At 63.2% G+C, this 23,620-nt stretch carries 19 protein-coding genes and 1 tRNA gene; 14 read left to right on the top strand and 6 right to left on the bottom strand.

Going from position 1 to position 23,620, the window contains the following annotated elements; all coding sequences use genetic code 11:
- Window positions 1–113: 113 nt before the first annotated feature.
- Complete coding sequence (gene rsmI / locus AB3X86_RS03090) at window positions 114–998, bottom strand: 16S rRNA (cytidine(1402)-2'-O)-methyltransferase (RefSeq protein WP_368594875.1); 885 nt, start codon at window positions 996–998, stop codon at window positions 114–116.
- Between rsmI and AB3X86_RS03085 the strand changes: the two genes are divergently transcribed.
- The 8 genes from AB3X86_RS03085 (at window position 997) to AB3X86_RS03050 (ending at window position 7,776) form a co-directional block, all read left to right on the top strand.
- A complete protein-coding gene (locus tag AB3X86_RS03085) occupies window positions 997–1,509 on the top strand; it encodes a YraN family protein (protein ID WP_176109765.1) in 513 nt (170 codons plus the stop codon). The genes rsmI and AB3X86_RS03085 overlap by 2 nt on opposite strands.
- Before the next feature lie 148 nt (window positions 1,510–1,657).
- Window positions 1,658–2,245 (top strand): phosphoheptose isomerase, encoded by a 588-nt coding sequence (locus AB3X86_RS03080; RefSeq protein WP_176122307.1) that lies wholly within the window; start codon window positions 1,658–1,660, stop codon window positions 2,243–2,245.
- A gap of 26 nt (window positions 2,246–2,271) precedes the next feature.
- Complete coding sequence (locus AB3X86_RS03075; RefSeq protein WP_368594874.1) at window positions 2,272–3,063, top strand: BON domain-containing protein; 792 nt, start codon at window positions 2,272–2,274, stop codon at window positions 3,061–3,063.
- Window positions 3,063–3,419 (top strand): c-type cytochrome, encoded by a 357-nt coding sequence (locus AB3X86_RS03070; protein ID WP_368594873.1) that lies wholly within the window; start codon window positions 3,063–3,065, stop codon window positions 3,417–3,419. Before AB3X86_RS03075 ends, AB3X86_RS03070 begins: the two co-directional genes overlap by 1 nt.
- Window positions 3,420–3,481: 62 nt before the next feature.
- Window positions 3,482–3,557, top strand: a tRNA-Ala gene (locus tag AB3X86_RS03065).
- Between the two features lie 990 nt (window positions 3,558–4,547).
- Window positions 4,548–5,387: a hypothetical protein gene (locus tag AB3X86_RS03060; protein WP_368594872.1), complete on the top strand. Its 840-nt coding sequence runs from the start codon at window positions 4,548–4,550 to the stop codon at window positions 5,385–5,387.
- A gap of 200 nt (window positions 5,388–5,587) precedes the next feature.
- Window positions 5,588–5,998: a hypothetical protein gene (locus AB3X86_RS03055; RefSeq protein ID WP_368594871.1), complete on the top strand. Its 411-nt coding sequence runs from the start codon at window positions 5,588–5,590 to the stop codon at window positions 5,996–5,998.
- Entirely contained in the window at window positions 5,998–7,776 is a 1,779-nt protein-coding gene (locus AB3X86_RS03050) for a DUF5906 domain-containing protein (protein ID WP_368594870.1), read from the top strand. Before AB3X86_RS03055 ends, AB3X86_RS03050 begins: the two co-directional genes overlap by 1 nt.
- 73 nt (window positions 7,777–7,849) lie before the next feature.
- On the opposite strand, the gene AB3X86_RS03045 is transcribed toward AB3X86_RS03050, so the two are convergent.
- Window positions 7,850–8,620, bottom strand: coding sequence for a P27 family phage terminase small subunit (locus tag AB3X86_RS03045; RefSeq protein WP_368594869.1), 771 nt, complete (start codon window positions 8,618–8,620; stop codon window positions 7,850–7,852).
- Between the two features lie 12 nt (window positions 8,621–8,632).
- The gene (locus tag AB3X86_RS03040; RefSeq protein ID WP_368594868.1) at window positions 8,633–9,994 is read right to left on the bottom strand and encodes a tyrosine-type recombinase/integrase; all 1,362 of its coding nucleotides are present in this window, start codon (window positions 9,992–9,994) and stop codon (window positions 8,633–8,635) included.
- Window positions 9,995–10,672: 678 nt separating this feature from the next.
- On the opposite strand from AB3X86_RS03040, the gene AB3X86_RS03035 reads away from it, so the two are divergent.
- Window positions 10,673–12,205 (top strand): diguanylate cyclase, encoded by a 1,533-nt coding sequence (locus AB3X86_RS03035; RefSeq protein ID WP_368594867.1) that lies wholly within the window; start codon window positions 10,673–10,675, stop codon window positions 12,203–12,205.
- 172 nt (window positions 12,206–12,377) lie between these two features.
- On the top strand, window positions 12,378–13,685 hold the full coding sequence (locus AB3X86_RS03030) for a solute carrier family 23 protein (protein ID WP_176122300.1): 1,308 nt from the start codon (window positions 12,378–12,380) through the stop codon (window positions 13,683–13,685).
- A gap of 62 nt (window positions 13,686–13,747) precedes the next feature.
- Here AB3X86_RS03030 and AB3X86_RS03025 read toward each other — a convergent pair whose 3' ends face one another.
- Entirely contained in the window at window positions 13,748–15,403 is a 1,656-nt protein-coding gene (locus AB3X86_RS03025) for a Na+/H+ antiporter (RefSeq protein WP_368594866.1), read from the bottom strand.
- Between the two features lie 239 nt (window positions 15,404–15,642).
- Between AB3X86_RS03025 and AB3X86_RS03020 the strand changes: the two genes are divergently transcribed.
- Both AB3X86_RS03020 and AB3X86_RS03015 read left to right on the top strand, forming a co-directional pair.
- A complete protein-coding gene (locus AB3X86_RS03020; RefSeq protein WP_368594865.1) occupies window positions 15,643–16,929 on the top strand; it encodes an EAL domain-containing protein in 1,287 nt (428 codons plus the stop codon).
- A gap of 35 nt (window positions 16,930–16,964) precedes the next feature.
- The gene (locus AB3X86_RS03015; protein ID WP_368594864.1) at window positions 16,965–17,660 is read left to right on the top strand and encodes a copper homeostasis protein CutC; all 696 of its coding nucleotides are present in this window, start codon (window positions 16,965–16,967) and stop codon (window positions 17,658–17,660) included.
- Window positions 17,661–17,683: 23 nt separating this feature from the next.
- Here AB3X86_RS03015 and AB3X86_RS03010 read toward each other — a convergent pair whose 3' ends face one another.
- Both AB3X86_RS03010 and AB3X86_RS03005 read right to left on the bottom strand, forming a co-directional pair.
- Entirely contained in the window at window positions 17,684–21,271 is a 3,588-nt protein-coding gene (locus AB3X86_RS03010) for an indolepyruvate ferredoxin oxidoreductase family protein (protein ID WP_368594863.1), read from the bottom strand.
- 242 nt (window positions 21,272–21,513) lie between these two features.
- Window positions 21,514–22,491: an ion channel gene (locus AB3X86_RS03005; protein WP_368595000.1), complete on the bottom strand. Its 978-nt coding sequence runs from the start codon at window positions 22,489–22,491 to the stop codon at window positions 21,514–21,516.
- Window positions 22,492–22,729: 238 nt separating this feature from the next.
- On the opposite strand from AB3X86_RS03005, the gene AB3X86_RS03000 reads away from it, so the two are divergent.
- Together AB3X86_RS03000 and AB3X86_RS02995 are read left to right on the top strand one after the other, a co-directional pair.
- Window positions 22,730–23,095: an NlpC/P60 family protein gene (locus AB3X86_RS03000; RefSeq protein WP_368594862.1), complete on the top strand. Its 366-nt coding sequence runs from the start codon at window positions 22,730–22,732 to the stop codon at window positions 23,093–23,095.
- Window positions 22,992–23,567 (top strand): DUF3828 domain-containing protein, encoded by a 576-nt coding sequence (locus AB3X86_RS02995; protein ID WP_246392087.1) that lies wholly within the window; start codon window positions 22,992–22,994, stop codon window positions 23,565–23,567. The genes AB3X86_RS03000 and AB3X86_RS02995 overlap by 104 nt, the downstream gene beginning before the upstream one ends.
- Window positions 23,568–23,620 lie beyond the last annotated feature (53 nt).

The raw sequence follows: 23,620 nt of genomic DNA, 5'->3' as shown, positions 1-23,620 counted from the left end.
ACGGCGGCGGTGATGCCGCGTCGGCTGAACCAACCGTCTGTAGACAAGCGAAGGGCCGCGACATGCGGCCCTTTTCTTTTTCTCTTCCGCCTTTTGCCCGCCCGGCTTTGTCCTCAGGTGTCGGGCTTGTCTTCCTTCAGCGCGAGCGCGCGGGTGTACAGCGCGTTGCGCGATGCGCCCGTGAGCGCCGCCGCGACCTTCGCGGCGCTGCTCACCGTCAATTCTTCGAGCAGGATGCCGAGCAGCGCGTCGTGATCGTGCTCGCCGGCCTCTTCGGGCGACGCGCCTTCGACCACCAGCACGAATTCGCCCCGCTGCCGGTTCGCATCGGCGGCAAGCCACGTTGGCCCTTCGGCCAGGGTGCTCTGGTGCAGCGCTTCGTGTAACTTCGTTAGTTCTCGCGCGATCAGCAGACGACGCGTGCCGCCGAACGCATCGGCGAGCGCCTGCACCGTCTCGATGATCCGGTGCGGTGCTTCGTAGAACACCATCGCTTGAGGGTGCTGCGCGAGCGCCTGCAAGGCGGCGGCGCGCGCCTTCGGCTTCGGCGGCAGGAAGCCGAAGAACGAGAACGTCGCGACCCAGTCGCCGGTCGCGCTGAGCGCGGTGGCGAGCGCGCTCGCGCCGGGCAGCGGGACCACCGCGAAGCCGGCCTCGCGCACGGCATCGACGAGCTTGCCCCCCGGGTCCGAGATGCCCGGCGTACCCGCGTCGGACACGTATGCCACACGCTCGCCGGCCTGCAGATACTCGATCACGCGCTGCGCGGCGGCGCGCTCGTTGTGCTGATGCACGGCAACGAGCGGCTTCGAGATGCCGTAGCGCGCGAGCAGTTGACCGGTGTTGCGGGTGTCCTCGGCGGCGATGCGATCCGCGAGTCCGAGTACGTGCAGCGCGCGCAGCGTGATGTCGGCGATGTTGCCGATCGGCGTGGCCACCACATACAGCGCGGCGGCGGGGTACTGCTGCCCTTGCGCGAGTTCGGAGAGAGGAGTCATGACACGGAAGACACAAACAGACGGAACGAGGCCGACATTGTGCCATGTGGGCTTGCGCGAGCAGGTCGCGCCGAAGACTGCGCAAAAGACGTCCATCAACGTCAGGCCAAAAACCGCCCACAACTTTTCCTGCGCGCACCAGTCCAAATCCGTCGGCGCCGCTTTCGAAGCACGCGCACGAGAGTTTTTGCAGCGCCAGCGTCTGCGCTTCGTCGCGAGCAACGTGACGTGTCGGGGAGGCGAGATCGATCTCGTGATGAGTGATCGCGACGGCGCGCTGGTGTTCGTGGAAGTTCGCGCGCGTGCGCAGCGGCATTACGGCGGTGCTGCCGCGAGCATCGGTTGGCAGAAGCGGCAGCGCATCGTGCGAGCGGCGCGGCACTATCTCGCAACTCGCGCCGCGACGAACCGCGCCCCGCGCGATGAACCCGCGTGCCGTTTCGACGTCGTCGCGTTCGAGAGCGGCAGGCTCGTGTGGTTGCGCGATGCATTTCGCGCCGACGAACTCTGACGGCCCGCGCGGACAACGCGCGTGAGTGCGATAAACTTGCGCTCGCGTGCCGCGCGAGCGCAAGTTTATCGGCGGCCACAGCTTGGCAGTATGCCTTCACAACACGGCCGCACAGTGCGGTCCATTCGCGGTAGAAGATAGAGACTCGATGTCAGTCGAACGCATCCAACAACACTTCCGCGACAGCGCGGCAGTCAAACTCGAAGCCCTCGAAACCCTCTCGATGCCGATCGCCGCCGCGATCGACACGATGTTCGCCGCGCTCGCCAACGGCAATCGCATCCTTGCGTGCGGCAACGGTGGTTCGGCCGCCGACGCGCAGCATTTCGCGGCCGAGCTGATCGGGCGCTTCGAGCGCGAGCGGCCAGGTCTGCCTGCCATTGCGCTCAGCACCGACACCTCCGTGCTCACCGCGATCGCCAACGACTATTCGTTCGAACAGATTTACGCGAAACAGGTCTGGGCGCTCGGTCAGCCCGGCGACGTGTTGCTCGCAATCACGACATCCGGCAATTCCGCGAACGTGCTCGCCGCGATCGAAGCCGCGCATGAGCGCGAAATGATCGTCGTTGCGCTGACCGGCAAGGGCGGCGGACGCGCGCAGGAAGTGCTGAGCGACACCGACATCCACGTATGCGTGCCGTCCGAACGCACCGCGCGCATCCAGGAAGTGCACCTGCTGACCATCCATTGCCTATGCGACGGCATCGATGCCATGTTGCTCGGCGAAGACTGAGACTGATTTCGAAGGAGAGCTAGTTGATGAGCGTATTCCGCATCAAGAAGACACTGGTGAGAACCGTGCTCGTGGTCGGGTTCGCGGCGGGGCTGTCGGCCACGCTGCAAGGCTGCTTTCTCGCCGTCGGGGCCGCGGCGGGCGGCGGCGCGCTGATGGCGACCGACCGTCGCACGCTCGGCGCGCAGACCGAGGATCGCGAGATTCAGGTGAAGGCGCTGTCGCAGATCAGCCAGAATCTGCCGGACTCCGCGCACGTGAACGTCACGGTGTTCAACCGCCGCGTGCTGCTGACCGGCGAGGTCGCGGGCGAGGTGTCGAAGCAGCGCGCCGAGAGCATCGTGCGGAACATGAACAACGTGAATACGATCGTCAATGAACTGGCGATCATGCCGGCGAGCTCGTTCTCGTCGCGCACCAACGACACCTACCTCGAAACGCGCGTGAAGACCGCGCTGATCGCCGAGAAGAACATTTCGGCGAACAACTTCAAGGTCGTGGCCGAGCGCAGCAACGTTTATCTAATGGGCCTTGTCACGATGGATGAGGGTAAGGTCGGCGCCGATGTCACGAGTCGCGTGCCGGGTGTCGTGCGGGTCGTCAAGGTGTTCCAGTACATCCAGCCGCAGGAAGCGGAGGCCGCTGCGGCCGCGAGCGCGACGGCGCCGGTGGCCGCCTCGCAGCCCGAGGTTGGTGAGCCGACGGTCGGCGCGATTCCCGATTCGGGGGTGAGCGCGCGACCGCTCGATCAACAGGCGCCGGCGCCAGTCAATTCGTCGACGGCGGTGCGACCGGGTAATCCGAAGGCGGTGCCTTGATGCCGGGTGTGACGCTTGGGGGTGTCGTGCTCGCGGTGGTGCTCGGCGCGATGGCGGGCACGATCACGTCGGGTGCTTGCGCGGCTGAGGCCGCGCTACGCGGCCAGCAGGTCGCCGCGGCGAATGCGTGCATGGGCTGTCACGCGGTGGATCGCAAGTTGGTCGGGCCGTCGTTCCAGCAGGTCGCCGCGAAATATAAGGATGACGCGCAGGCGCCCGCCAAGCTCGCGCGCAAAGTGAAGGATGGCGGCGCCGGTGTATGGGGCATGATTCCGATGCCAGCCCATCAATCGATGAGCGATGCGGATATTCGCACGGTGGTCGAATGGGTGCTCGCGGGCGCGCCGTCCAGATGAGGTTTTCCCGAGGCTGGAGGCTTGGCAAAAGGGAAAATGGCTGTGCTAGAATTATTTTCGTTGGGGGGGTAGCTCAGCTGGGAGAGCGTCGCGTTCGCAATGCGAAGGTCGAGGGTTCGATCCCCTTCCTCTCCACCAAGAATATCAAAGGGTTACAGGTGATTTGCCTGTAACCCGTTTCTGTTTCTATGCATCGTGTAACCACGGTGTAACCGCATCCCGGCCATTTAAATCTACGTCCTTACTTGTAGACGCAACTATCGTCAGAGGTCGCGATTTCCGCAATCGGCAAGATGACCGCCGCAAGTCTTCGCCTAACGCAAAGGAAAACGTTCCTCTGCGTTTGTTGCCGGCAAACCGTTCAGCCACGCGTTTCGACCACGACTGGGCCTTGGCGATGTCGGGCTCAAGCAGCAACCTTTTTGCCGTCGACTCTAAGACGGAAGGTTTCGACTGAATTGAAGTAGTCTTCGCATAACTTGGCTGCTTGAGCCACGTCCGCCCGCAGTCCCTATCGTTCCTTTGTGCGTCACCGCATTGATCACACGCGATTTCTGGTTAAGAGTTTAACTGCCCGATGATCGTGTGATCGTACGGTTGGGCATCGACAGGCGCAGGACGGTCGATCGCAATGGGCTGGGCACGAGCCGGCCCGACGGTCTCGCCTGTACCGAGGGCGAGGCGAGACTGGTGCTTGTGGAATGCCTGCGACAAGGACCCCGCAAGCGCAGGCGAGCGGCGGCGTCCGATCAGCAACGACTGGAGGCGCGTGGGCAGATGCGCCTGATTGAGTAGCGACGTTTGAATGCAGCCGTCGCGATTGCCTTTTCGCCGTTGGGGCCAGGCTCGAGAATCGCTTTGGCCGGAAGTGCCCTCAGGGCGGCGTTGCTCGACTACGCAGGGATCCGCTGGCCCGCACGCCGCCGTTTATAAGAGTTCATCACTCGCCGTCAGCAAGCAACGTTAAATTTTCGGAACGTCCAAAGCAGCCCCATTGGTTCGTGCTTATTAACTGAAGGAGCGGGCACGAGCCGATACCGGCAATCCCGTTGATCGCAGGCGGGTGGCATCCCACAGGATAGAATCCGGTACCTTCCCATACCTCAATCGATATTCAGGTGGTACCACGTGGAGCAAAACGCTCGCAATAACTATCGCTGCCCGGTCTGCGGCAGTAACGCGGCTTTGTTGCCTGGTGCCTCAGGTGGGCGCGAACTGGTGTGTGTTTCCTGTCCGGAACTCATCGACCTCGACGAGAGCCGCGCGAATAATGTGCCCGGATGGTTTGAGCCACGGCCGGACTATACAGACGAGGCGCGCCTGAAGTGGTTCTACGAATCACTCGATCCGGAAACTTGGTTGAAGCCGGAAAGGATACTTTTCGCGCGTGAGGCTGCCTTATGGCTATGCGGTTGCAACCCCGACTCCGGCCATCGCAACGACGGCACATCGGACCCACTGGCCGGCGTCGTCGACACATCGATGATGGACCATCATGCGCATCTGCTTGAATGGTTCGACCGACTGGAGCGGGACAAGCCGACCGTAAGGCGCACTGCCGCGAAATGGCGGGATGTCGCTCGGGCGGCCGGCCTTCCCTATGACGATCGCATCGACGGGCTCCTGGCGGCATTCGCCACCGATCGGCGACAGAAAAAGACGTCCACCTCGGAGCCGAAACGATTGACCGATATTCGGACGCGATCCGACGCCCTGACCCCAATAATCAAAAAAGCGAGGCTCGCGGCGCCCGATCCGAACAGCGCGACGTCAGTCTACGAGGTGCTCGTGCGGCTTGCGCAGACCCCTGACCCTCCCCCGCCGATTATTGGCTATGCAGACGGCGAGATCAAATGTCAAGCGGATACGGAGACGGGCTTCAAGTTTTTATCCCAAAAGGCGCTGAAAAAGCGCATGGACCGGATGGACGCGAGAAGTAACGGCAATGTGGCGCAAGAATCCGGCTAATACCCGGCCAACGCCCGCCAAGCGCCGCCGGAGGGCCGCTAGGTCCGCTAAGGCCCGCTAAGCGCCGTTTCATTGTTTGTCGATCGAAGTCCTTCCAAGATCCTCGCACGCGATTCGCTGCGAGCCGGAGGTATTGGCAGGTGATTGGATGCCTCCAACGCATGCGACGCGTATCTCGTCCCATGCTTAGAGGAGGTCTGATGACGAAGCAACGCAAGCACCATCCGATGGCCGCCAAGACGGCGATCGTCACCGCTGCCGCGCCCGATACGAAGGGCACGCGACACAAGAAGGTGCCGATGGCTGCCGAGACGGCGATTGCGACCGCCGCCGCGCCGGATACGACGGACACGCGACCCAAGAAGGTGCCGATGGCCGCTAAAACGGCGACCGCCGCTGCCGCCGCGCCCGATAAGACTGGCGCGCAACCCAAGATCGTGCCGATGCAGCCGACCGAGGACTTCGCGGCGCAGCTCGGGCTGTTGCCTCAATCGATCCGCAAGCGCTATTGCCAGACCGGCTCCTACTTCGGTGTGCGCCCTGTGAAACTGGCGAACGGTCGCCTGTTGTGGCCCGCCGACGCGTTCGCGCGCCTGACGGAGGGCGCGTAATGACCGATCAGCAACTGCTCGATGGTGCATTGACGGCCGAACCGTCCGGTGAACCGGCCAGCGACGGCGGTCCGGTCGAATTGGCTGTCGTGGACCATAGCGGAGACGACAAGGACTGTCGGGTCGGACTGAGCGCCGATGAGGTGCAGATTCGCGAATTCGTCTCGTTGATCGGGCTGCCGCTCCTCGTGCTCGGCATCGATTCGACTGACGCGGGTCGCCCGCTCGTCGCGTGCACCTGCGACACCGCGGACGAAGTCGTCAGCCATGCGTGCGAATGGAATGCAAAGCGGCGGAACATATACTGGTTGCCCAATCGGGCCACCGTGCGCGACAAGAAGCCGAGCAAGCACGAGATCGCGGCCGCCCGTTATGTCTGGGCGGATTGCGATCCGGACATCCGGGCTTATGGCAGCTATCGGGCGGCGCGCAACCACCTGCTGACGACGTGTGCCGCCAAGCTCGCGCCCGTTGCGTCCTTCGTGATCGATTCGGGCAACGGCCTTCAGGCCTTCTTCGAACTGGCCGTCGAATTTCCGATATTCGCTGACGGCGACTATGACGAATACCATGCCATCAACGCGCGGGTGGGCGCAAAGTTCGAAGGTCCTGGCACGTACGACTGCGGCCGCATCATGCGCCTGCCCGGCACGCTCAACTGGCCGACCGCGGCGAAACTAAAAAAGGGTTATCCGCAGCAACCGCGCATGAGCCGCCTCCTCCACAGGAGCGATCGCACTTATCCGTTCGAGCAGCTTGAGCACCTGCTGGCGTTGGGCGAATCTTCGGGCACTCCCCGCAGTCGCCCAATGACGGCGGTGCCTTCCGATGTTGATATGGCGAAGCAGCCGGAACGCTTCGAGGCACTGCTGAAGAGCGACGGCAAGCTGCGCGCGCGCTGGAATGGCGGCACCGAGGGCTTGATCGACACAACTGGCAGTGCCATGGACATGAGCCTCTACGGCATGCTGGTGGCGCGAGGCTTCGCCCATGAACCCATCGTTGAGATCATGGCCGACTGGCCCCATGGCGGCCAAGGCCGCGAGCAGGGTGACCGCTACTGGACCCGCCTGAAGGAGCGTACGACGGCGACGCCGCGCACGCCGACAGCAATGGATGACGCTGTCGCCAGACTGAATGAGCGTTTTGCGCTGGCCATGGTCGGTGGCTCTGCTGTCGTGCTCGACGAAGCGTCATCGCCCGTGAACTTCCTGAAGCCTGATGCTTTCAAATTGCTGCTGGCGAATCAGGCCATCGACGTTCCGATGGCGAACGGCGATACCAAAAGCCAGCCGGTTGCGAACGTGTGCCTCAAACACCCGGAGCGCCGCACTTACACTGGTGTGGAGTTCGCCCCGGCCGGCGGCAATCCTCAAGGCACCTACAACCTTTTCCGCGGATGGGCCGTGCAGCCCTACGTCGACATGAGCCTCGAGGAAGCCGCCCTGAAGTGCGGCCTGCTGCTGACGCACATTAAGCAGAACCTCTGCCGCGGCGACGAGCGGGCTAGCGACTACCTGATCCGCTGGTACGCACATCTGTTCCAGTTTCCCGGTGACAAGCCGGGGGTTGCGGTTGCTATCCGCGGCGAGAAAGGCGTCGGCAAGTCGAAGGTCACGGATGCCATCGCTGCGCTGCTCGGCCCGCACGCGGTCACGGTCAGCCAGCGCTTGCATCTCACGGGCCAGTTCAACGCCCACCAGGCACAGGCGCTATTGATCGTCGCGGAAGAGGCGGTCTGGGCCGGCGATAGGCAGGCTGTCGACGGGTCGACGTGAGGTAGTGCATTTCCCATGTCAAATCCCCCTCACCAAGGCCGTCGGAACGCTAAGGCGCGCTCCCGGCCGCCGTCTAGGTAGCGCATAAGACGATAGGTCGTTGGGCATGGGGTGGCCTGCAATTAATGAACCCTCGCCGCCTTCTCTCAGCGTTGATCCGTTCCCTTTCAGCCCGCCAATGCTTCTCCTGGTCGGCCTCCTTTGCGAGCCCCGCGCGTAGCTCGTTGGTCATCGCTTCTTTCGAGGCTCGCGCCAATCTCGCCTTAAGACGAAGCGTCTCGAAGTCCCCATAGTCCACGGGCTTGTAAACGCCCCCCAGTACCGAATGAGCATAAATCGCGTACAGCTCGCGGGCGATGATCGCTGCTTGCTCCGGATCCATACCGGCCTTCACGCGCTGATATATGGTCGAGCGAGACAGACCAGTTTCCCTTTCGACCTCCACACGGCGCATTATCGCGTTAGGTGTCCGTCGATTCTCGAATATCGTCGGAGCAGCCGTGGCGAGCGGCGTGGGATTTTGAGGAACGGCGGAAACCTCCCGCATTCGTCGGCTTGAATTCATTCCGAACTCAATCAGCATTTTCGCGAGCTCATCAGCCAAGTTGCACCATTGAGCGAACGCCTCACAGTAGCGAGCGATGGAACGAGCGTCAACGGAACCCAGCACGCCAGCGTCGGTGAGTTGTTTAGCTACCGTGGGCCAGCGGGCGAGCGCTGCGGGAGAAAGCCGTCCCAGCACTTCCATGTCTGCATTGTATTGGGGACGGTTTCGCGGATTCACCTCATCTGGTCGATCCGACTCGGTTCCTTGTCGTGCTTGGCCTGATTTGCGTCCACGCATGTCGCACTCCTTTCAGGTGACTGTGAACTTGATTCCAGCCTGATCAAGCATCCACGCTTCGATCTTGTCATGCCACATCCTGAGCAGATCGAGCGGACGGCGTCGATAGTGCTTTTCGGCGATGGCCGACGGCTTATGGCCCTGGATTTGGGCGACAACGCCGACGGGAACCTCGACCCACTCAGATAGCGTGCCAAAGGATCGGCGCAAGCCGTGCAGTGAAAGGTGCGGCAAACCTGTTGAGGCCAACGCGCGGTTGTGCGCATGCCGCGGTTCGGCAATCTTCCCATCGGATGCAGTTTTACTCGCAAACACCCACTGGGACGGCGCCCACTGCTCGCCGCGATCTGCGAAACGCGCGGCTTGGCGTTTGTTGGGTGGCGTTTCGTTCAGTTGTTTCAGCCCCAACAATAAATCCATCAAAAACGGAGTAAGCGGAATGGTGCGTCCGCCAGTGCCCTCGACCTTGTCGTTCATGGTCAGGCTGCGCCAGCGGAAGTCCACATCTTCCCAGCGCAATGCGGCGAGCTCTTCACGGCGAGCGCCTGTGATCAGAAGGCCTTGCAGGTATGCACTGATGACAGGATTCGCGATCTCACGCACGGCGGCAAACCACACAGCCAGCTGCTCGCGCTGCAGGCAATCATCCTTCGCGACGCTCCGAGGGAGAATCCCTTTGACCTTTGGCGACGCGTACGCGTCATGGGAAACAGCGCCCGCGTACGTCTCATGCGTGTCACACCACCGAATGAATGCCTTGAACAGACCAAACGCATGAGCCGCGTTCGTCGGCCCTCGGGCTATTTCAAGCTCAAGCCAGTCTGCCATGTTCGTCGCCGTAATTTCGGACAACTTTTGCGGCATCAGCGGTGCCAACGGGCCGCGTACTTTTTCTTTGCCGCCGCGTTTGGCTATACCGCCACCGGGCGAGGATAGGTTGATATGGTCGACGATGTATCGTTCGGACCTCGGCTTCTTCGTTTTGGGTGAAATCTTCGTACGCAGATGCTCAAGGTAATGTTCCCACGCTTCGCCGACGGTCACCTCCTGGCGGCGCTTGGCGAGCTGACTAGCTTGGTGTTCTACCTTCCTGTTAGCAGCTTCCTCCCGCGGATCCTTGCCATTGTCGATGAGGCTTTGGAGGGCGCGCGCGCGCGCCTGCGCCTCGGCGATCGTCTTCACTCTCACGTCCCCGATCGTGATACGCACCGTCGAGCCGTGCACCTTACCCTGAAAAATGAAAGCTTTGGCGCCGCCCGCTGTCGCACGCAGACCCAACCCGGGAGTCTTGCTGTCCCAGAGAAAGGACTGTGACTTTCCTTCGGCGCAGCGATGAGCTTCTACGCGCGCCACAGTGAAATTTATCTTCGCCACTGAATCCCTCGCTTGTAAGCTCGCAGTCTCGTGTAACCGTCATGTAACCCGATTATGTCATGGAGAAGGCATGGGGATCAACCCCTATAAAGGGTCGGCATTGCTATAAATTATTGAAAAACAAGAACTTTACAATTTTTAGGGTGCGGATCTATTTAAATAAACTAGGGGCTTGTTCGTGTTCGCAATGCGAAGGTCGGGAGTTCGATCCTCCTCCTCACAAAACAGCCGTACGCGACCCTCACCGCAATCCGGTGACTAGCGATTCCATCTTTCACTGACAGCCCGGCCTTATCGAAAACAGCGAGCCGCCAGGCTTTCGCGGGTAGCGATTGGCTACACAACTGGGAGAGCAGTCTGGCGGCACGCAACGTTCGAACGTGACAGCCTCGATTCAATACAAGTGACGAGGCCAACTATCCAGCCAATTCCCATTTGGCTATCCAACTAATCCGACGACGCCAGGATAATCCAGCGATCGGGCGCAACTCCCCGTCGGACGGGCCTTCTGGCGCGCCGATTTTGCCCATTCAGGCGAAGATCCGTCTATGCAAACGTTTGCCGATGCGCCACGTCTGCTACGCTAACGCTTTCGTAGGTCGCGTAATTAACGGTACTGCCGGGACGCGGCCGCCTCTTCACGCGCCACCTTCAGCGCAAGCCAAAAAATCAAAACGCATGTCGACGCGCGGACCGAACAACGTGATTGCCATCAGCGTCTTGCTGGCCGGCGCGATCCTCGCGATCGCCGTGTCGCTGCTCGCACAGATGCGCGAAGATGCGTTGCGCCGCGCGCAAGACTCCATCGCCAACATATCCCTGCTGGTCCAGCGCGACGTGTCGCGCAATCTCGAGATCTATGACCTGTCGCTGCGCGCGGTGATCGACGGACTGAAGCAGCCGGGCGTCCTCGATCTGCCGCCGGCGATCCGCCAGATGGTGCTGTTCGACGGCTCGATAAGCGCACAGGACATCGGCTCGGTATTCGTGCTCGACGAAAACGGCAACGTGCGTTTCGATTCACGCGCGTGGCCGCCGCGCGAACAGAGTCATGCCGACCGCGACTACTTCAAGACACAGCGCGCTTCGCCCGACGTCGGGCTGTACATCAGCCGCCCGTTCAGCCGGAACGGCACCGACGAGGACCAGCGCATCGCGCTGAGCCGGCGCATCTCGAGGCCGGACGGCAGCTTCGGCGGCGTGGTGGTCGGCACGCTGCGGCTCACGTATTTCCATCGGCTGTTCGACGGCATGAAGCTCGGGCCGAGCGGCTCGATGGCATTGATGCTCAGCGACGGCACGATGCTGATGCGCCGTCCTTACGACCCGAAAACGATCGGCATCAACCTGACCGGCACGGCCAACTTCTCGCGCTTCGTCAAGCAGCCGAGCGGCGACTTCTTCGGCACCGCGGCGATCGACCGTGTCGAGCGCTGGTACGCGTTCCGCCATATCGACGGCTTTCCGCTGATCCTCGACGTCGCGCTGTCCACGCGCGACATCTACGTCCAATGGCGGCGGCGCGCATGGGTCATCGGCACGCTGATCGTCGCGCTCGACGTGACGATCATCGCGCTCGCGATCCTGTTCTCACGCCAGTTGCGTCTGCGCCGCGCGGCCGAGGAAGAGCTGCGCGAACTGGCGCGCACGGACGGGCTGACCGGCCTGAACAACCGCCGCACCTTCGAGGAGCACGTGAACGACGAATGGCGACGCGCACAGCGCAACGGCAGGCCGCTGTCGCTGCTGCTGATCGATGTCGACAACTTCAAGGGCTTCAACGACCTGTACGGTCATTCGGCCGGCGACGAAGCGCTGATTGGCGTCGCGCGCTGCATCGCGCAGAACGCGCGGCGTCCGGGCGACACGGCCGCCCGCTTCGGCGGCGAGGAGTTCGCGGTGCTGCTGCCGGACACGGATGCGACGGGCGCGCAGCGGATCGCCGAGCAGATCCGCGCGGCGGTGCAGGCGCTGCAATGCCGCCACGTGGCCAGCACGCATCACGTGCTGACGGTGAGTGCCGGAGCAGCAACGGCGCAGGACGTGGCGTTCGCGACCAGCCGCGCACTCGTCGACGCCGCCGACCAGGCGCTGTATCGCGCGAAGGATGCCGGTCGCAATCGAGTGATGGCCTACGGCGCGGCGACGGACAACTCCTCGCGGGCCGGCTCAGCGGTGACGCCGGACATCGACGCGCGCGGCGCGAAGTGACGCGCACCCGGGCCATGCTTGTCGGCCCGCTTCATAGCCTGCCGCATAGCCTGCCTCATAGCCTGCTTGCCAGCCCTTATTGCTCTCCGTAAACTCGCGCGTAATTTCGCCGGACCCACGCCGCAGCGCGTGATCGGCACACACCACGCCGACCCAGAGGAGAATCCCCGCGATGGCCGCATCCTATTTCCCCCGCTGGCGCCGCCAGCCTGCCGCCGCCCAGGGCGCCATCGTCGGCATCGACGAGAGGCTCGGGTGGCCGCAGATGTTCGCGATGGGCGTCCAGCACGTCGTCGCGATGTTCGGCTCGACGGTGCTCGCGCCGCTGCTGATGGGCTTCGATCCGAATCTGGCCATCTTCATGTCGGGGATCGGCACGCTGCTGTTCTTCGTGCTCGTCGGCGGGCGCGTGCCGAGCTATCTCGGTTCGAGCTTCGCGTTCATCGGCCTCGTGATCGCGGTCACCGGCTACGGCGGACACGGAGCGAATCCGAACATTCCGGTCGCGTTGGGCGGCATCATCGCGTGCGGTGTTGCGTATGGGGTGATCGGTCTGATCGTGGCGGCGGTGGGAACGGGCTGGATAGAAACGCTGATGCCGCCGGTCGTGACCGGCGCGATCGTCTGCGTGATCGGTCTGAACCTCGCGCCGATCGCCGTGCATGGCGTGAGCGGCAGCAATTTCGAGTCGTGGATGGCGCTCGTCACCGTGCTGTGCGTCGGCGCGGTCGCGGTATTCACGCGCGGCATGCTGCAGCGTCTCTTGATTCTGGTCGGCCTGCTGCTCGCCTACGTCATCTACGCGATCGTCACGAACGGTCTCGGCATGGGCAAGCCGATCGATTTCTCGATCGTCGCGAACGCTGCGTGGTTCGGCATGCCGCACTTCATGTCGCCGGTGTTCGACCCGCACGCGATGACGCTGCTCGCGCCGATCGCGGTGATCCTCGTCGCGGAAAACCTCGGCCACATCAAGGCGGTCAGCGCGATGACCGGCCAGAACCTGGACCGCTACATCGGCCGCGCGTTTCTCGGCGACGCGCTCGCCACGATCGTGTCGGGCTTCGCGGGCGGCACCGGCGTGACCACGTACGCGGAAAACATCGGCGTGATGGCGGTCACGAAGATCTATTCGACGCTGGTGTTCGTGATCGCCGCGTTGATCGCGCTCGTGCTCGGCTTCTCGCCGAAGTTCGGCGCGGTAATCCAGACGATTCCGGGACCGGTGCTGGGTGGCGTGTCGATCGTCGTGTTCGGCCTGATCGCGGTGACGGGCGCACGCATCTGGGTCGTCAACAAAGTCGACTTCTCCGATAACCGCAACCTGATCGTCGCGGCAGTCACACTCGTGCTCGGCGCCGGCGACTTCTCGCTGAAGCTCGGCAGCTTCGGGCTCGGCGGCATCGGCACCGCGACGTTCGGCGCGATCATTCTGTACGCGCTGTTGAGAAGGAAGCCGACGCAAGGGCCGGTGGCCTGAGCGTCTTTTATCGGCACCGGCAGTTCAAGCGCCGGTGCCGAGCTCGATCCAGCAGCGACCTCCTACCTTTTTCGCGCGGTCAGCGCCGTCTCCGACAGATCCACCTCACGCATCAGCTTGTTCATCGTCTCGTCGTTGATGCGCTGGGTGTCGCGCAAATCGAGCAGCGTCTTGCGCTCGGCACGCATCGCCGCGAGCTTCATGCGGAATTCGAGCGCATCGGCACGGCGCGCGAGTTCGCGTGGCGCCTGGTCGTCGTCGAGTGACGCGAGGCGGCGGCGGTACAGGTCCATCACGCGCGCAGTCACGTCGGTTGCATAGGCCTGCGCCGATTCATCGAGGTCCGCGCACTCGGTGTCGTGCAGATGATCGATCGCGCGAATCGCCGATTGAGCGGCCAGCGTGCGCGCGAGCGCTTCCTCGGCCGCGTGCGGGTCCTTGCCGCGCCGCCAGCCGCGCAGCAGCAGCGGCAACGCGGCCACCGCCACCAGCAGCGACAGCAGGATCACGCCCGACGCGATGAAGATCGCGAGATCGCGTCCCGGCAGCGGCGTGCCGTTCGGCAGCACCTCAGGCAACGACAGCACGCCCGCGAGCGTCACCGCGCCGCGCACCCCGGCCACGGTTGTCACCGACACCATGCGCAACCCCGGCACCGCGTTCGCGACACCATGTTTCGTCGCGCCGCGGCTAGCGAACCAGCGCAGCAGCCACACCCAAGCGAAGCGCATCGCGTACAGCGCGAGCGCCACCGCAACGATATAGCCGATCAGCAGCACGACTTGCGCGTCGTTGGTTTCATGCGCATCGAGCAGCGCGCGGCCGAGGATGTGCGGAAACTGCAAGCCGAGCATGATGAACACCATGCCGTTGAACACGAACTCGATCATCGTCCACGTGCTCGTGGCCCGCACGCGCGAGGCGACCTGCCACTTTTCCATGATGCTTGCGTAATTCATCATCATGCCGGCCGCGACCGCAGCGAGAATGCCCGACAACTCGAAGCGCTCGGCGGTCAGATAGGCGGCGAACGGAATCAGCAGCGTCATCACGACGCCGGGCGCGGGATCGCCTTCCTCGGTGAGATTCAGGAAACGCGCGGACACGAAGCTGAAGGCCGCACTCACCGCCGCGCCGACCGCGAGGCCGCCCACCGCGATGATCACGAAGCTAACCGACGCTGCACGCAGCGAGAACGCCCCGGTCAGCGCGGCGGCGATCGCGAACTTCAGCGCGACGAGGCCAGACGCGTCGTTCATCAGCGCCTCGCCTTCGAGGATATGCATCAGCTGCCCCGGAATCTTGCCCTTGCCGGCGATACCGGACAACGCGACCGCGTCGGTCGGCGACAGCACCGCGGCGAGCGCGAACGCGACCGGCAGCGAGATCTGCGGCACCAGCAAGTGCACGAAGTGACCGACCGCCAGCACCGTCATGAACACAAGGCCGAGCGCGAGCATCAGGATCGCGCGGCGCGCCATGAAGAACTCGCGCTTCGGAATGCGCCAGCCATCCGCGAACAGCAGCGGCGGAATGAACAGCAGCATGAAAATTTCCGGATCGAACGCGACGTGCAAATGGAGGCGAGGCCACGCGAGCATCGCGCCGATCGCAATCTGCACCAGCGGCAACGGCAGCTTGAACGGCAGCGCGCGAGTCAGCATGCCGGACGCGGCGACGGCGAGAAGCAGGATCAGAACGGTGAAAACTATTTCCATCGTGTATTCCGGGTGATGAAGGACGGACAATCCGCGCACCGCAACGGTGCGCGCCACGCCCTTGAGCGGCGCACGAACGCTGTCGCCGGTGCAATCTTTCGGGCGAATTACAGCACAGTGTGCGCCAGCGTGCGCATGGAGCTTGCTTAACCGGTAATGATGACGCACATTTTGAGAGACGGTGTCGGTCTCGTTGCCGTTCTCGTTCTGACCGACCGGTTCTCGCGTGAGAGGATTGCATGACGATTGCGCAACAGGACAGGGCGGCGGGCGTGCCGCACGGCTTCGAGGTCGAGGTGACCTCGGGCCTTCGACGCTATTCGGTGCAGCACGGCGAACTGACGCTGACTAGCGTGTTCCAGCCGATTTTCAGTCTGTCGCACCTGCGCGCGGTCGGCTACGAGGGCTTGCTGCGCGCACACGACGCACTCGATCGCGTGGTGTCGCCGCTCGACGTATTCGGCGAGGCCGCGCGCCTCGGCGACGCGCTGCAGATCGACCGGCTCGCGCAGACGCTGCATCTGGAGAACTTCAAGGTGCTCGGTGCGGAGCGCGAATGGTTGTTCCTGAACGTGCATCCGGGCGTGCTGACCGACCCGTATCTCGCGGCCGCTTTGCTCGCGAATCTGCGGCGGCTCGATCTGTCGCCGCGGCGCGTCGTGCTCGAAGTGCTCGAGCAGCGCGCCGAAGATCTCGATCGGCTCGCCGACGCGGTGCGCGAATTCCGCGAGCGCGGCTTCCTGATCGCGCTCGACGATTTCGGCGCCGGCCATTCGAACATCGAGCGGATCTGGCAACTGAATCCCGACATCGTGAAGCTCGACCGCATCATGCTGTCGCACGCCGCGCATCGCGCCGACATGGCGACGATCCTGCCGGGGCTCGTGTCGCTGCTGCATGAAGCAGGCAAGCTCGTGCTGATCGAGGGCGTTGAAACCGAGCACGAAGCGCAGATGGCGCTCGCCTGCAATGCGGACTTCGTGCAGGGGTTTTTCTTCGGCCGGCCGAGCCCGGGAATTGCCGATGCGATCCACACGGCGATTTGCATCGGCGAAGTCACCGAGCGTTATCGCGAGCAGGCCGAGGCGCGCGAGCGGCGCAGCGCGATCCGGCTCGCGCCGTATCTGCGCGCGTTCGAGCGCGCCGCGGAGCGTCTCGCCGCTGGTGAGCCGCTCGATGAGGTGTGCTGGAATTTCCTCGCGCTCGATCACGCGGCGCGCTGTTTTTTGCTCGATGCGAAGGGCCGTCAGGCGGGCCGCAACGTCGTGCTGCGCGCTGATCGCGCGGCGCAGGAGACGCGCTTCCTGCCGCTCGCCGACGCGCAGGGCGCGAACTGGCTGCGTCGCCCGTACTTCAGCGTCGCGATCAATGCGCCGGAGCGCGTGCACGTGACACGGCCGTATCTGTCGATCAACGAGGCGTTGCCGTGCGTGACGCTGTCGGTGGCGACGCGTGTCGGCAGCGAGACCTGCGTGCTGTGCGGCGATATCGACTGGGTCGAGGAAGAACGCGACGCGCGCATCTGACATGATGTCGCTTTAATCGAAATCAGCTTGCGCTCATGTCCGTGCTGCTCGAAGTGATTGCCGCGACCGTCGTCGATGCGCGTGCGGCCGCGCAAGCCGGTGCCGACCGTCTCGAACTCGTGACCGCGATGGGCGAGGGCGGTTTGACGCCGAGTATGGGCTTGATCGAGGCAGTGGTAGCCGCGGTTGGCATACCCGTGAACGTGATCGTGCGGCCGCATAGCCGCTCGTTCGTCTACGACGCCGACGACTACGCGGTGATGCTGCGCGACATCCGTGCGGTGAAGGCGGCCGGCGCGAACGGCATCGTGATTGGCATGCTCGATGCCGAGCGCACGATCGACCGCGAAGGTCTCGCGCGCGCGTGCGAAGCTGCCGATGGACTCGCGATCACGTTCCATCGCGCGTTCGACGAGGCGCGCGATCTACGCGAAGCGCTCGACGTACTGCTCGGCTTCGAGGCGGTGACGAATGTGTTGACGTCGGGCGGAAAGCCTTCGGTGCTGCAGGCGCAAGCCGTGGTCAGCGAACTGGTGCGGCAGGTTGACCGCTCGCCTTGCACCGTGCTCGCCGGTGCCGGCTTGACGGTCGATGCGGTCGCGGACTTCGTCAGCAACACGCACGTCGAGGCCGTCCATTTCGGCTCCGGCGTGCGCGTGAACGGCAACGGACTCGCGCCCGTCGATCCGGCGAAGGTGATGCAGGTGAGGGCGCTGCTCGACGCGACTTGAGCCGAACAGCGCAACGAACCTACTTACTTCGCGACCACCACCGGAATGCCGCGCAACTGCCCGGCGCCTTTCATTTCCTCGAGCGACTTCTTCACCGCGACACCGGTCGCCGCATCGATGCCGAGGCGTGAGGCGAGGTCGCGCTCGCCGCGCTTGACGCCCGCCAGGTTCGCGAGCTTCACGTGCCCATAACCGCGTATGCGCGCATGCAGTTCAGCGAGTTTCGCGACGTCGTCGAGATGGCTCGCGTCGAGTTTCGCTAGCGCATGTTGCAGCGTGGTTTCGTAATCGCTCGCGAACTCGCGCTCCATTTTGCGCTCGAGCGTGCGGCCGAACGGATCGAGCGCCGTGCCGCGCAGACCGCGCCATTTCGCGAGCAGGCCGAGCACAGGCCACATCCACTGACCATAGCTCTTCTTCGTGGGCACCGCCCCGGGCTGCGCGCGCGTCAGCGTCGGCGGCGCGAGGTTGAAGCGGATCGTGAAGTCCTTGCCGGCGACGCCCTCGAACTGCGCTTCGAGCGCATCGCGGAACGCGGCATCCGTATGCAGACGCGCGACTTCGTACTCATCCTTCACCGCGAGCAGCCGATAGAACGTCGTCGCGACCGCGCGCGTCACGCGCTCGCTCGCCGCATCGACGGCGGTTTCCGCGCGCCGTGCCGCATCGACGAGCGCGCGATAGCGCTTCACATAAGCCGCGCCACCATAGGCGAGCAGACGTGCTTCGCGATGCGCGATCAGCTCGTCGAGCGTATCGACTCGCACGCTCGGCTTCGGCGCATGTCGCGACTGCCACAGCGATTCGAGCGCGGCGGGATCGGCCGCGGCCATGCGCCCGATCGAGAACGCGAGTTGATTCATCGGCACAGCGACGTTGTTCAGTTCGATCGCGCGCATCATCGCGGCGAACGACACCGGCACCAGACCGAGTTGCCATGCGAAGCCGAGCATCAGAATGTTCGCGCCGATCGTATCGCCGAGAAATCGCGTTGCGAGCGCTTGCGCGTCGCACGTCGACATGCGCTCTGCACCCGCCGCGTGACGCATCTTGTCGATCAGCGCATCGGCATGCAGCGTCGCGTCGGGGTTCTGCACGAAGCTCGCGTTCGGAATCGCATGCGTGTTGACGACGATGCGCGTGCGGCCATGCCGCACCGTCTGCAGTGCATCGGCACTCGCGCCGACCACCATGTCGCAGGCGAGCAGCACGTCGGCCTGCTGCGTGTCGATGCGCACCTGGTTCAGCCATTCGTCGCGCGCGGCAAAACGCACGAACGACAGCACCGAGCCGCCCTTTTGCGCGAAGCCCATGAAGTCGAGCACCGACGCGCTCTTGCCTTCGAGGTGCGCGGCCATGCTGATCAATGCGCCGACCGTCACGACACCGGTGCCGCCGACTCCGGTGACGAGGATGTCGTACGGCGCGGCATCGAGTGGCGTCGCGGGAATCGGCAACGCGTTGACGTGGGCAGCGAGCGCCTGCGGATCGAAGGCGACGCCCGCGGCCTTTTTCAATGTGCCGCCTTCGACGGTGACGAAGCTCGGGCAAAAGCCGTTCACGCACGAGTAGTCCTTGTTGCACGACGACTGATCGATGCGGCGCTTGCGACCGAGCGCGGTTTCCACCGGTTCCACCGACAAACAGTTCGACTGCACGCCGCAATCGCCGCAGCCTTCGCAGACTTCTTCATTGATGAAGAGCCGCTTGTTCGGATCGGGGAATTCGCCTTTCTTGCGACGGCGGCGTTTTTCGGCCGCGCAGGTCTGGTCGTAGATCAGCACGGTCACGCCGTCGGTGTCGCGCAACTCGCGCTGCACGGTGTCCAGCTCGCTGCGATGGTGAAACGTCGTGCCCTGCGGAAACTGGCCGTGATGACCGTCGTATTTCTCGGGCTCGTCGCTGACCACGACGAAGCGCGACACGCCTTCGGCTTCGACCTGTCGCGCGATCTGCGGCACCGAGATGCTGCCGTCGACGGGTTGACCGCCCGTCATCGCGACCGCGTCGTTATAGAGGATCTTGTAGGTGATCGTCGCTTTCGCGGCGACCGCCTGGCGAATCGCGAGAATGCCCGAGTGAAAGTAGGTGCCGTCGCCGAGATTCTGGAACACGTGGCGGGTCTTCGTGAACATAGAATGCGCGGCCCAGTCGACGCCTTCGCCGCCCATCTGAATCAGTCCGGTCGTGTCGCGCTCCATCCACGACGCCATGAAATGGCAGCCGATGCCGGCCTGCGCGATCGAACCGTCCGGCACTTTCGTCGACGTGTTGTGCGGACAGCCGGAGCAGAAGTACGGCGTGCGCTTCACGCTGTCGGCCGCGTTCGACAGGATCTGCGGCGCGACCAGATCGACGACGCGTTCGCGGCGATCGAGCGCCGGCTTGTGCTTCGCGAGCCAGTTCGCGAACACCGGCAGAATGCGCGACGGCCGCAGTTCGCCGAGCGACGACAGCAGCAACGTGCCATCTTCGGCGTGCTTGCCGATCACGACCGGCCGCGTGCCTTGCGTGCGGTTGTACAGATAGTCCTTGATCTGCTGCTCGATGACGGGGCCCTTCTCTTCGATAACGAGTACTTCGGACAGGCCCGACACGAACGCGTCGATGCGTGTCATCTCCAGCGGAAACGACAGCCCGACCTTGTAGATGCGCACGCCGGCCGCGTCGAGGTCGGCGACGGTCAGATCGAGCCGGCGCAGCGCTTCCATCAGATCGAGATGCGCCTTGCCGCACGTGACTATGCCGACGTTCGCGTGCGGGCTCGGCGCGATCCATTTGTCGATGCTGTTGATGCGCGCAAACTGGCGCACCGCGTCGAGCTTCGCGTGCAGACGCGCTTCGATCGTCAGGCTCGGCAGATCGGGCCAGCGGTTGTGCAAACCGCCGGCTGGTGCTTCGAATTCCTGCGGAGGTGTCCATTCGGTTTGCAGCGCGTCGAGATCGACGGTCGAGCCCGATTCGACGGTCTCCGAAATCGCCTTGTAGCCGACCCACGCGCCCGAGAAGCGCGACAACGCCCAACCGTACAGGCCGAACTCGAGCATGTCCGCGATGTTCGAGGGATTCACCACCGGCATATGCCACGCCATCATCGCGAAGTCGCTCTGATGGGGCATCGACGACGACACGCAGCCGTGATCGTCGCCGGCGACCACTAGCACGCCGCCGTGCGGCGACGAGCCGTACGCGTTGCCATGCTTCAGCGCATCGCCCGCGCGGTCGACGCCCGGGCCCTTGCCGTACCACATCGCGAATACGCCATCGACGGTACGCTCGGGATCGGCTTCGACGCGCTGCGTGCCGAGCACCGCGGTGCCGCCGAGTTCTTCGTTGATCGCGGGCAGAAAGCGGACGTCGCTCGCGGTGAGCAGTTTTTTCGCCTTCCACAACTGCTGATCGACCATGCCGAGCGGCGAGCCGCGATAGCCGCTGATAAAGCCGGCGGTGTTCAGGCCGCGTGTTTTGTCGAGCGCGCGCTGCATCAGCGGGAGGCGCACGAGCGCCTGGGTGCCGGTCAGAAAGATCCGGCCGCGCGTCGCGGTGAGATTGTCGGAAAGCTTGTAGTCGGCGAGAGCGGGCGTGCCGTCGATGGGCAGGCGAGCGGTCATGGGGGAGTCTCCAATGTTCTGGCTCGGCGCGCGGGTGGTGGGGTCACCGATACCGCGCAGCGAAAGAGACTCTATTTTTTAGCGCTCGCGGGAGTGAATTATTGCTTCTTTAATCGGGCGTGCGCGAATGCGCGCGATGACTCGCGCGTTTCGGCCCGCTTTTGAGCCGGATTTGCCAGGCGGCGGCGCGCTTCGGGTATGCCCTGGGTATCGTGGGGCGTCGAATGGGACTGTGGCTATTGCTACTGCGCGGTGTGCGCCGCGATGTCCGGTTGGAGCGGCGCCGCATCGAGCGGCACGATCTCGTCGAAGTGCGAATAGTCGATGTGGCTCACGCCGTCTTGTTCGCTCATGATGTCGACGAACCGGTGCTGCCAGACGATCTGGTCGCAGGTCCACATGTGGCGCGCCTGCATGGTTTGCGACGTCGATTCGTCGATGCCTTCGAGCGTGAGCAGCAGCGACACGTCGCGGCCCTTCAATGATTCGGCGTTTTCGCCGAACAGCGGACTCGCTTCGTCGATGATGTGCATGAGCGTCCAGCCGAGCTTGAACACCGGGTGCTGGTCGCGTACCAGCGTGAGGTCGTAGAGCTTGCGCAGCGTAAAGCCTTCGATCGACGTCTCAAGACGCATGATGCGCAGCCGCGCGCGTGCCTCGGCGATCACGTTTTGACGCGCGTTGGCTGAGCGCACCATCAACGTCATGCGGCCGTCGATCGGCCGGATCACCGCATAGCGCGCGAACATGATCTTCGCGTGCGGCCGCGAAAAGCGCGCAAAGATCAGCCCGGTCGCCAACGCGATGCTGGACATGCCGATGAAGATTTCGAGCGTCGCGATCCAGTGCGCGTAGACGGTTTGCGGATGCATGTCGCCGTAGCCGACCGTCGCGAGCGTTTCGACGCTAAAGAAGAACGCGCCGCCGAAGCCCTTCGGAAACTGATTCGCAATCGGCGCGTCGCCGAGCATGTAGAGCATGGCGAACACGGTGTTGAGCAGCAGAAACAGCAGCGCGAGCGACACGAAGAACACCGGCCAGCGCACGCCGAGCGCGCGGTGATACAGGTCTTGCCACAACGGCGTCGGCATCCCGTGCGCGATCACCACGCGATCGTCGAGACGCATTTCGCGGCTGCCGCGCGCGTGGCGCCTCGGCGCGCTGGTGTCGGTGTCGGGGTCGCCGAGCGTGGAAAAACGGTCTGACGGTTCGCTTGCCATCACGCGCTCGTGGGGATCGATACAGGTACAGCGTAGCATGGCGCGAGACTCATGCAATTGACTAGAACGTGCCGATCAGGTTGATTTCGCTCGTAACTAGCACGGTATTGACGAAGGCTATATTTTTATTCAAAAAAGCTATCTCTATTTAAAATGTTTTCGAGATAATAAAATATCTTGGTTTGTTTTGGATTTGCTGTATGATTTATAAATCAAAATATGATCGAGATAATCTAATATGTCGTGGAATAAAAATGCTGCTGTCGACTATTTGCAATTGAATGCAAGACCAGTAAGCCGTGGAGAATGCGCCCGGTACGTTAGAGAAGCAATTGAACGAGGCGGAATTGTATTGGCCCGCACACGGTCCGCGAAAGACTACGGGTTTTCGCTGGCTCACGCTGGGTTTCGCGCGGTATCGACTGCCTCTCTCCAAAAAGGCGATGTAATCGTGATCGACGGCATCCATTTGCATCCGCACGGACATATGGCAATGTACGATGGACAATACTGGATTTCCGATTTCAAGCAGTGGCGTGGCTTCTATCCCGGTCCCGATTACCGGTCCGCACGACCGGATTACAAGATCTATCGCCACGATTGAGGTTGCATCCATGAGAAAATATCTGGCGATTTTTGTTGCCACGCTGTTGCTGAGTTTTAACGGCACCTCATATGCAGGAAACCCGACCCACGCCGAACAAGCAACTCCCGAGACCCGCGTAAGAGATTTCTACGCATGGTTCATTCCGCGCCTGGCCGCAGACCGAGACTATCCGATCATGGAAAAGGAGATATACAGGCACGTTGTAAAACCAACGGTCGATTTATTGCGAAAGCAATATCAGGCCAACAAATTGTCCGAAGATGCGGAGTACTTCACGAAAGTACAAGACTTCGACGAGAAAGATTGGTCCGGGCATATAGCGGTGCATCCAGTCTTCATGCTCGACGGCGTGGCGCTCGTGGCTGTTACGTTCGGCTCGAAAGACAAACAGACCAATATCGTGTTTTTGCGCCAGGAAAACGGAATCTGGAAGATCACCAAGGTCGTAGACACGCTCGACTATCGCTGACAGCTCAGCGTTACCTTGCGTGGCGACGCGCAGCGCTCAAGGCCGCCACGGCG

This window comes from Paraburkholderia sp. BR14374 (assembly GCF_040948685.1).
GTDB classification, from domain to species: domain Bacteria; phylum Pseudomonadota; class Gammaproteobacteria; order Burkholderiales; family Burkholderiaceae; genus Paraburkholderia; species Paraburkholderia youngii.
The sequence above is the reverse complement of the archived record's forward strand: the minus strand, read 5'-3'. Positions and strand labels throughout refer to the sequence as shown.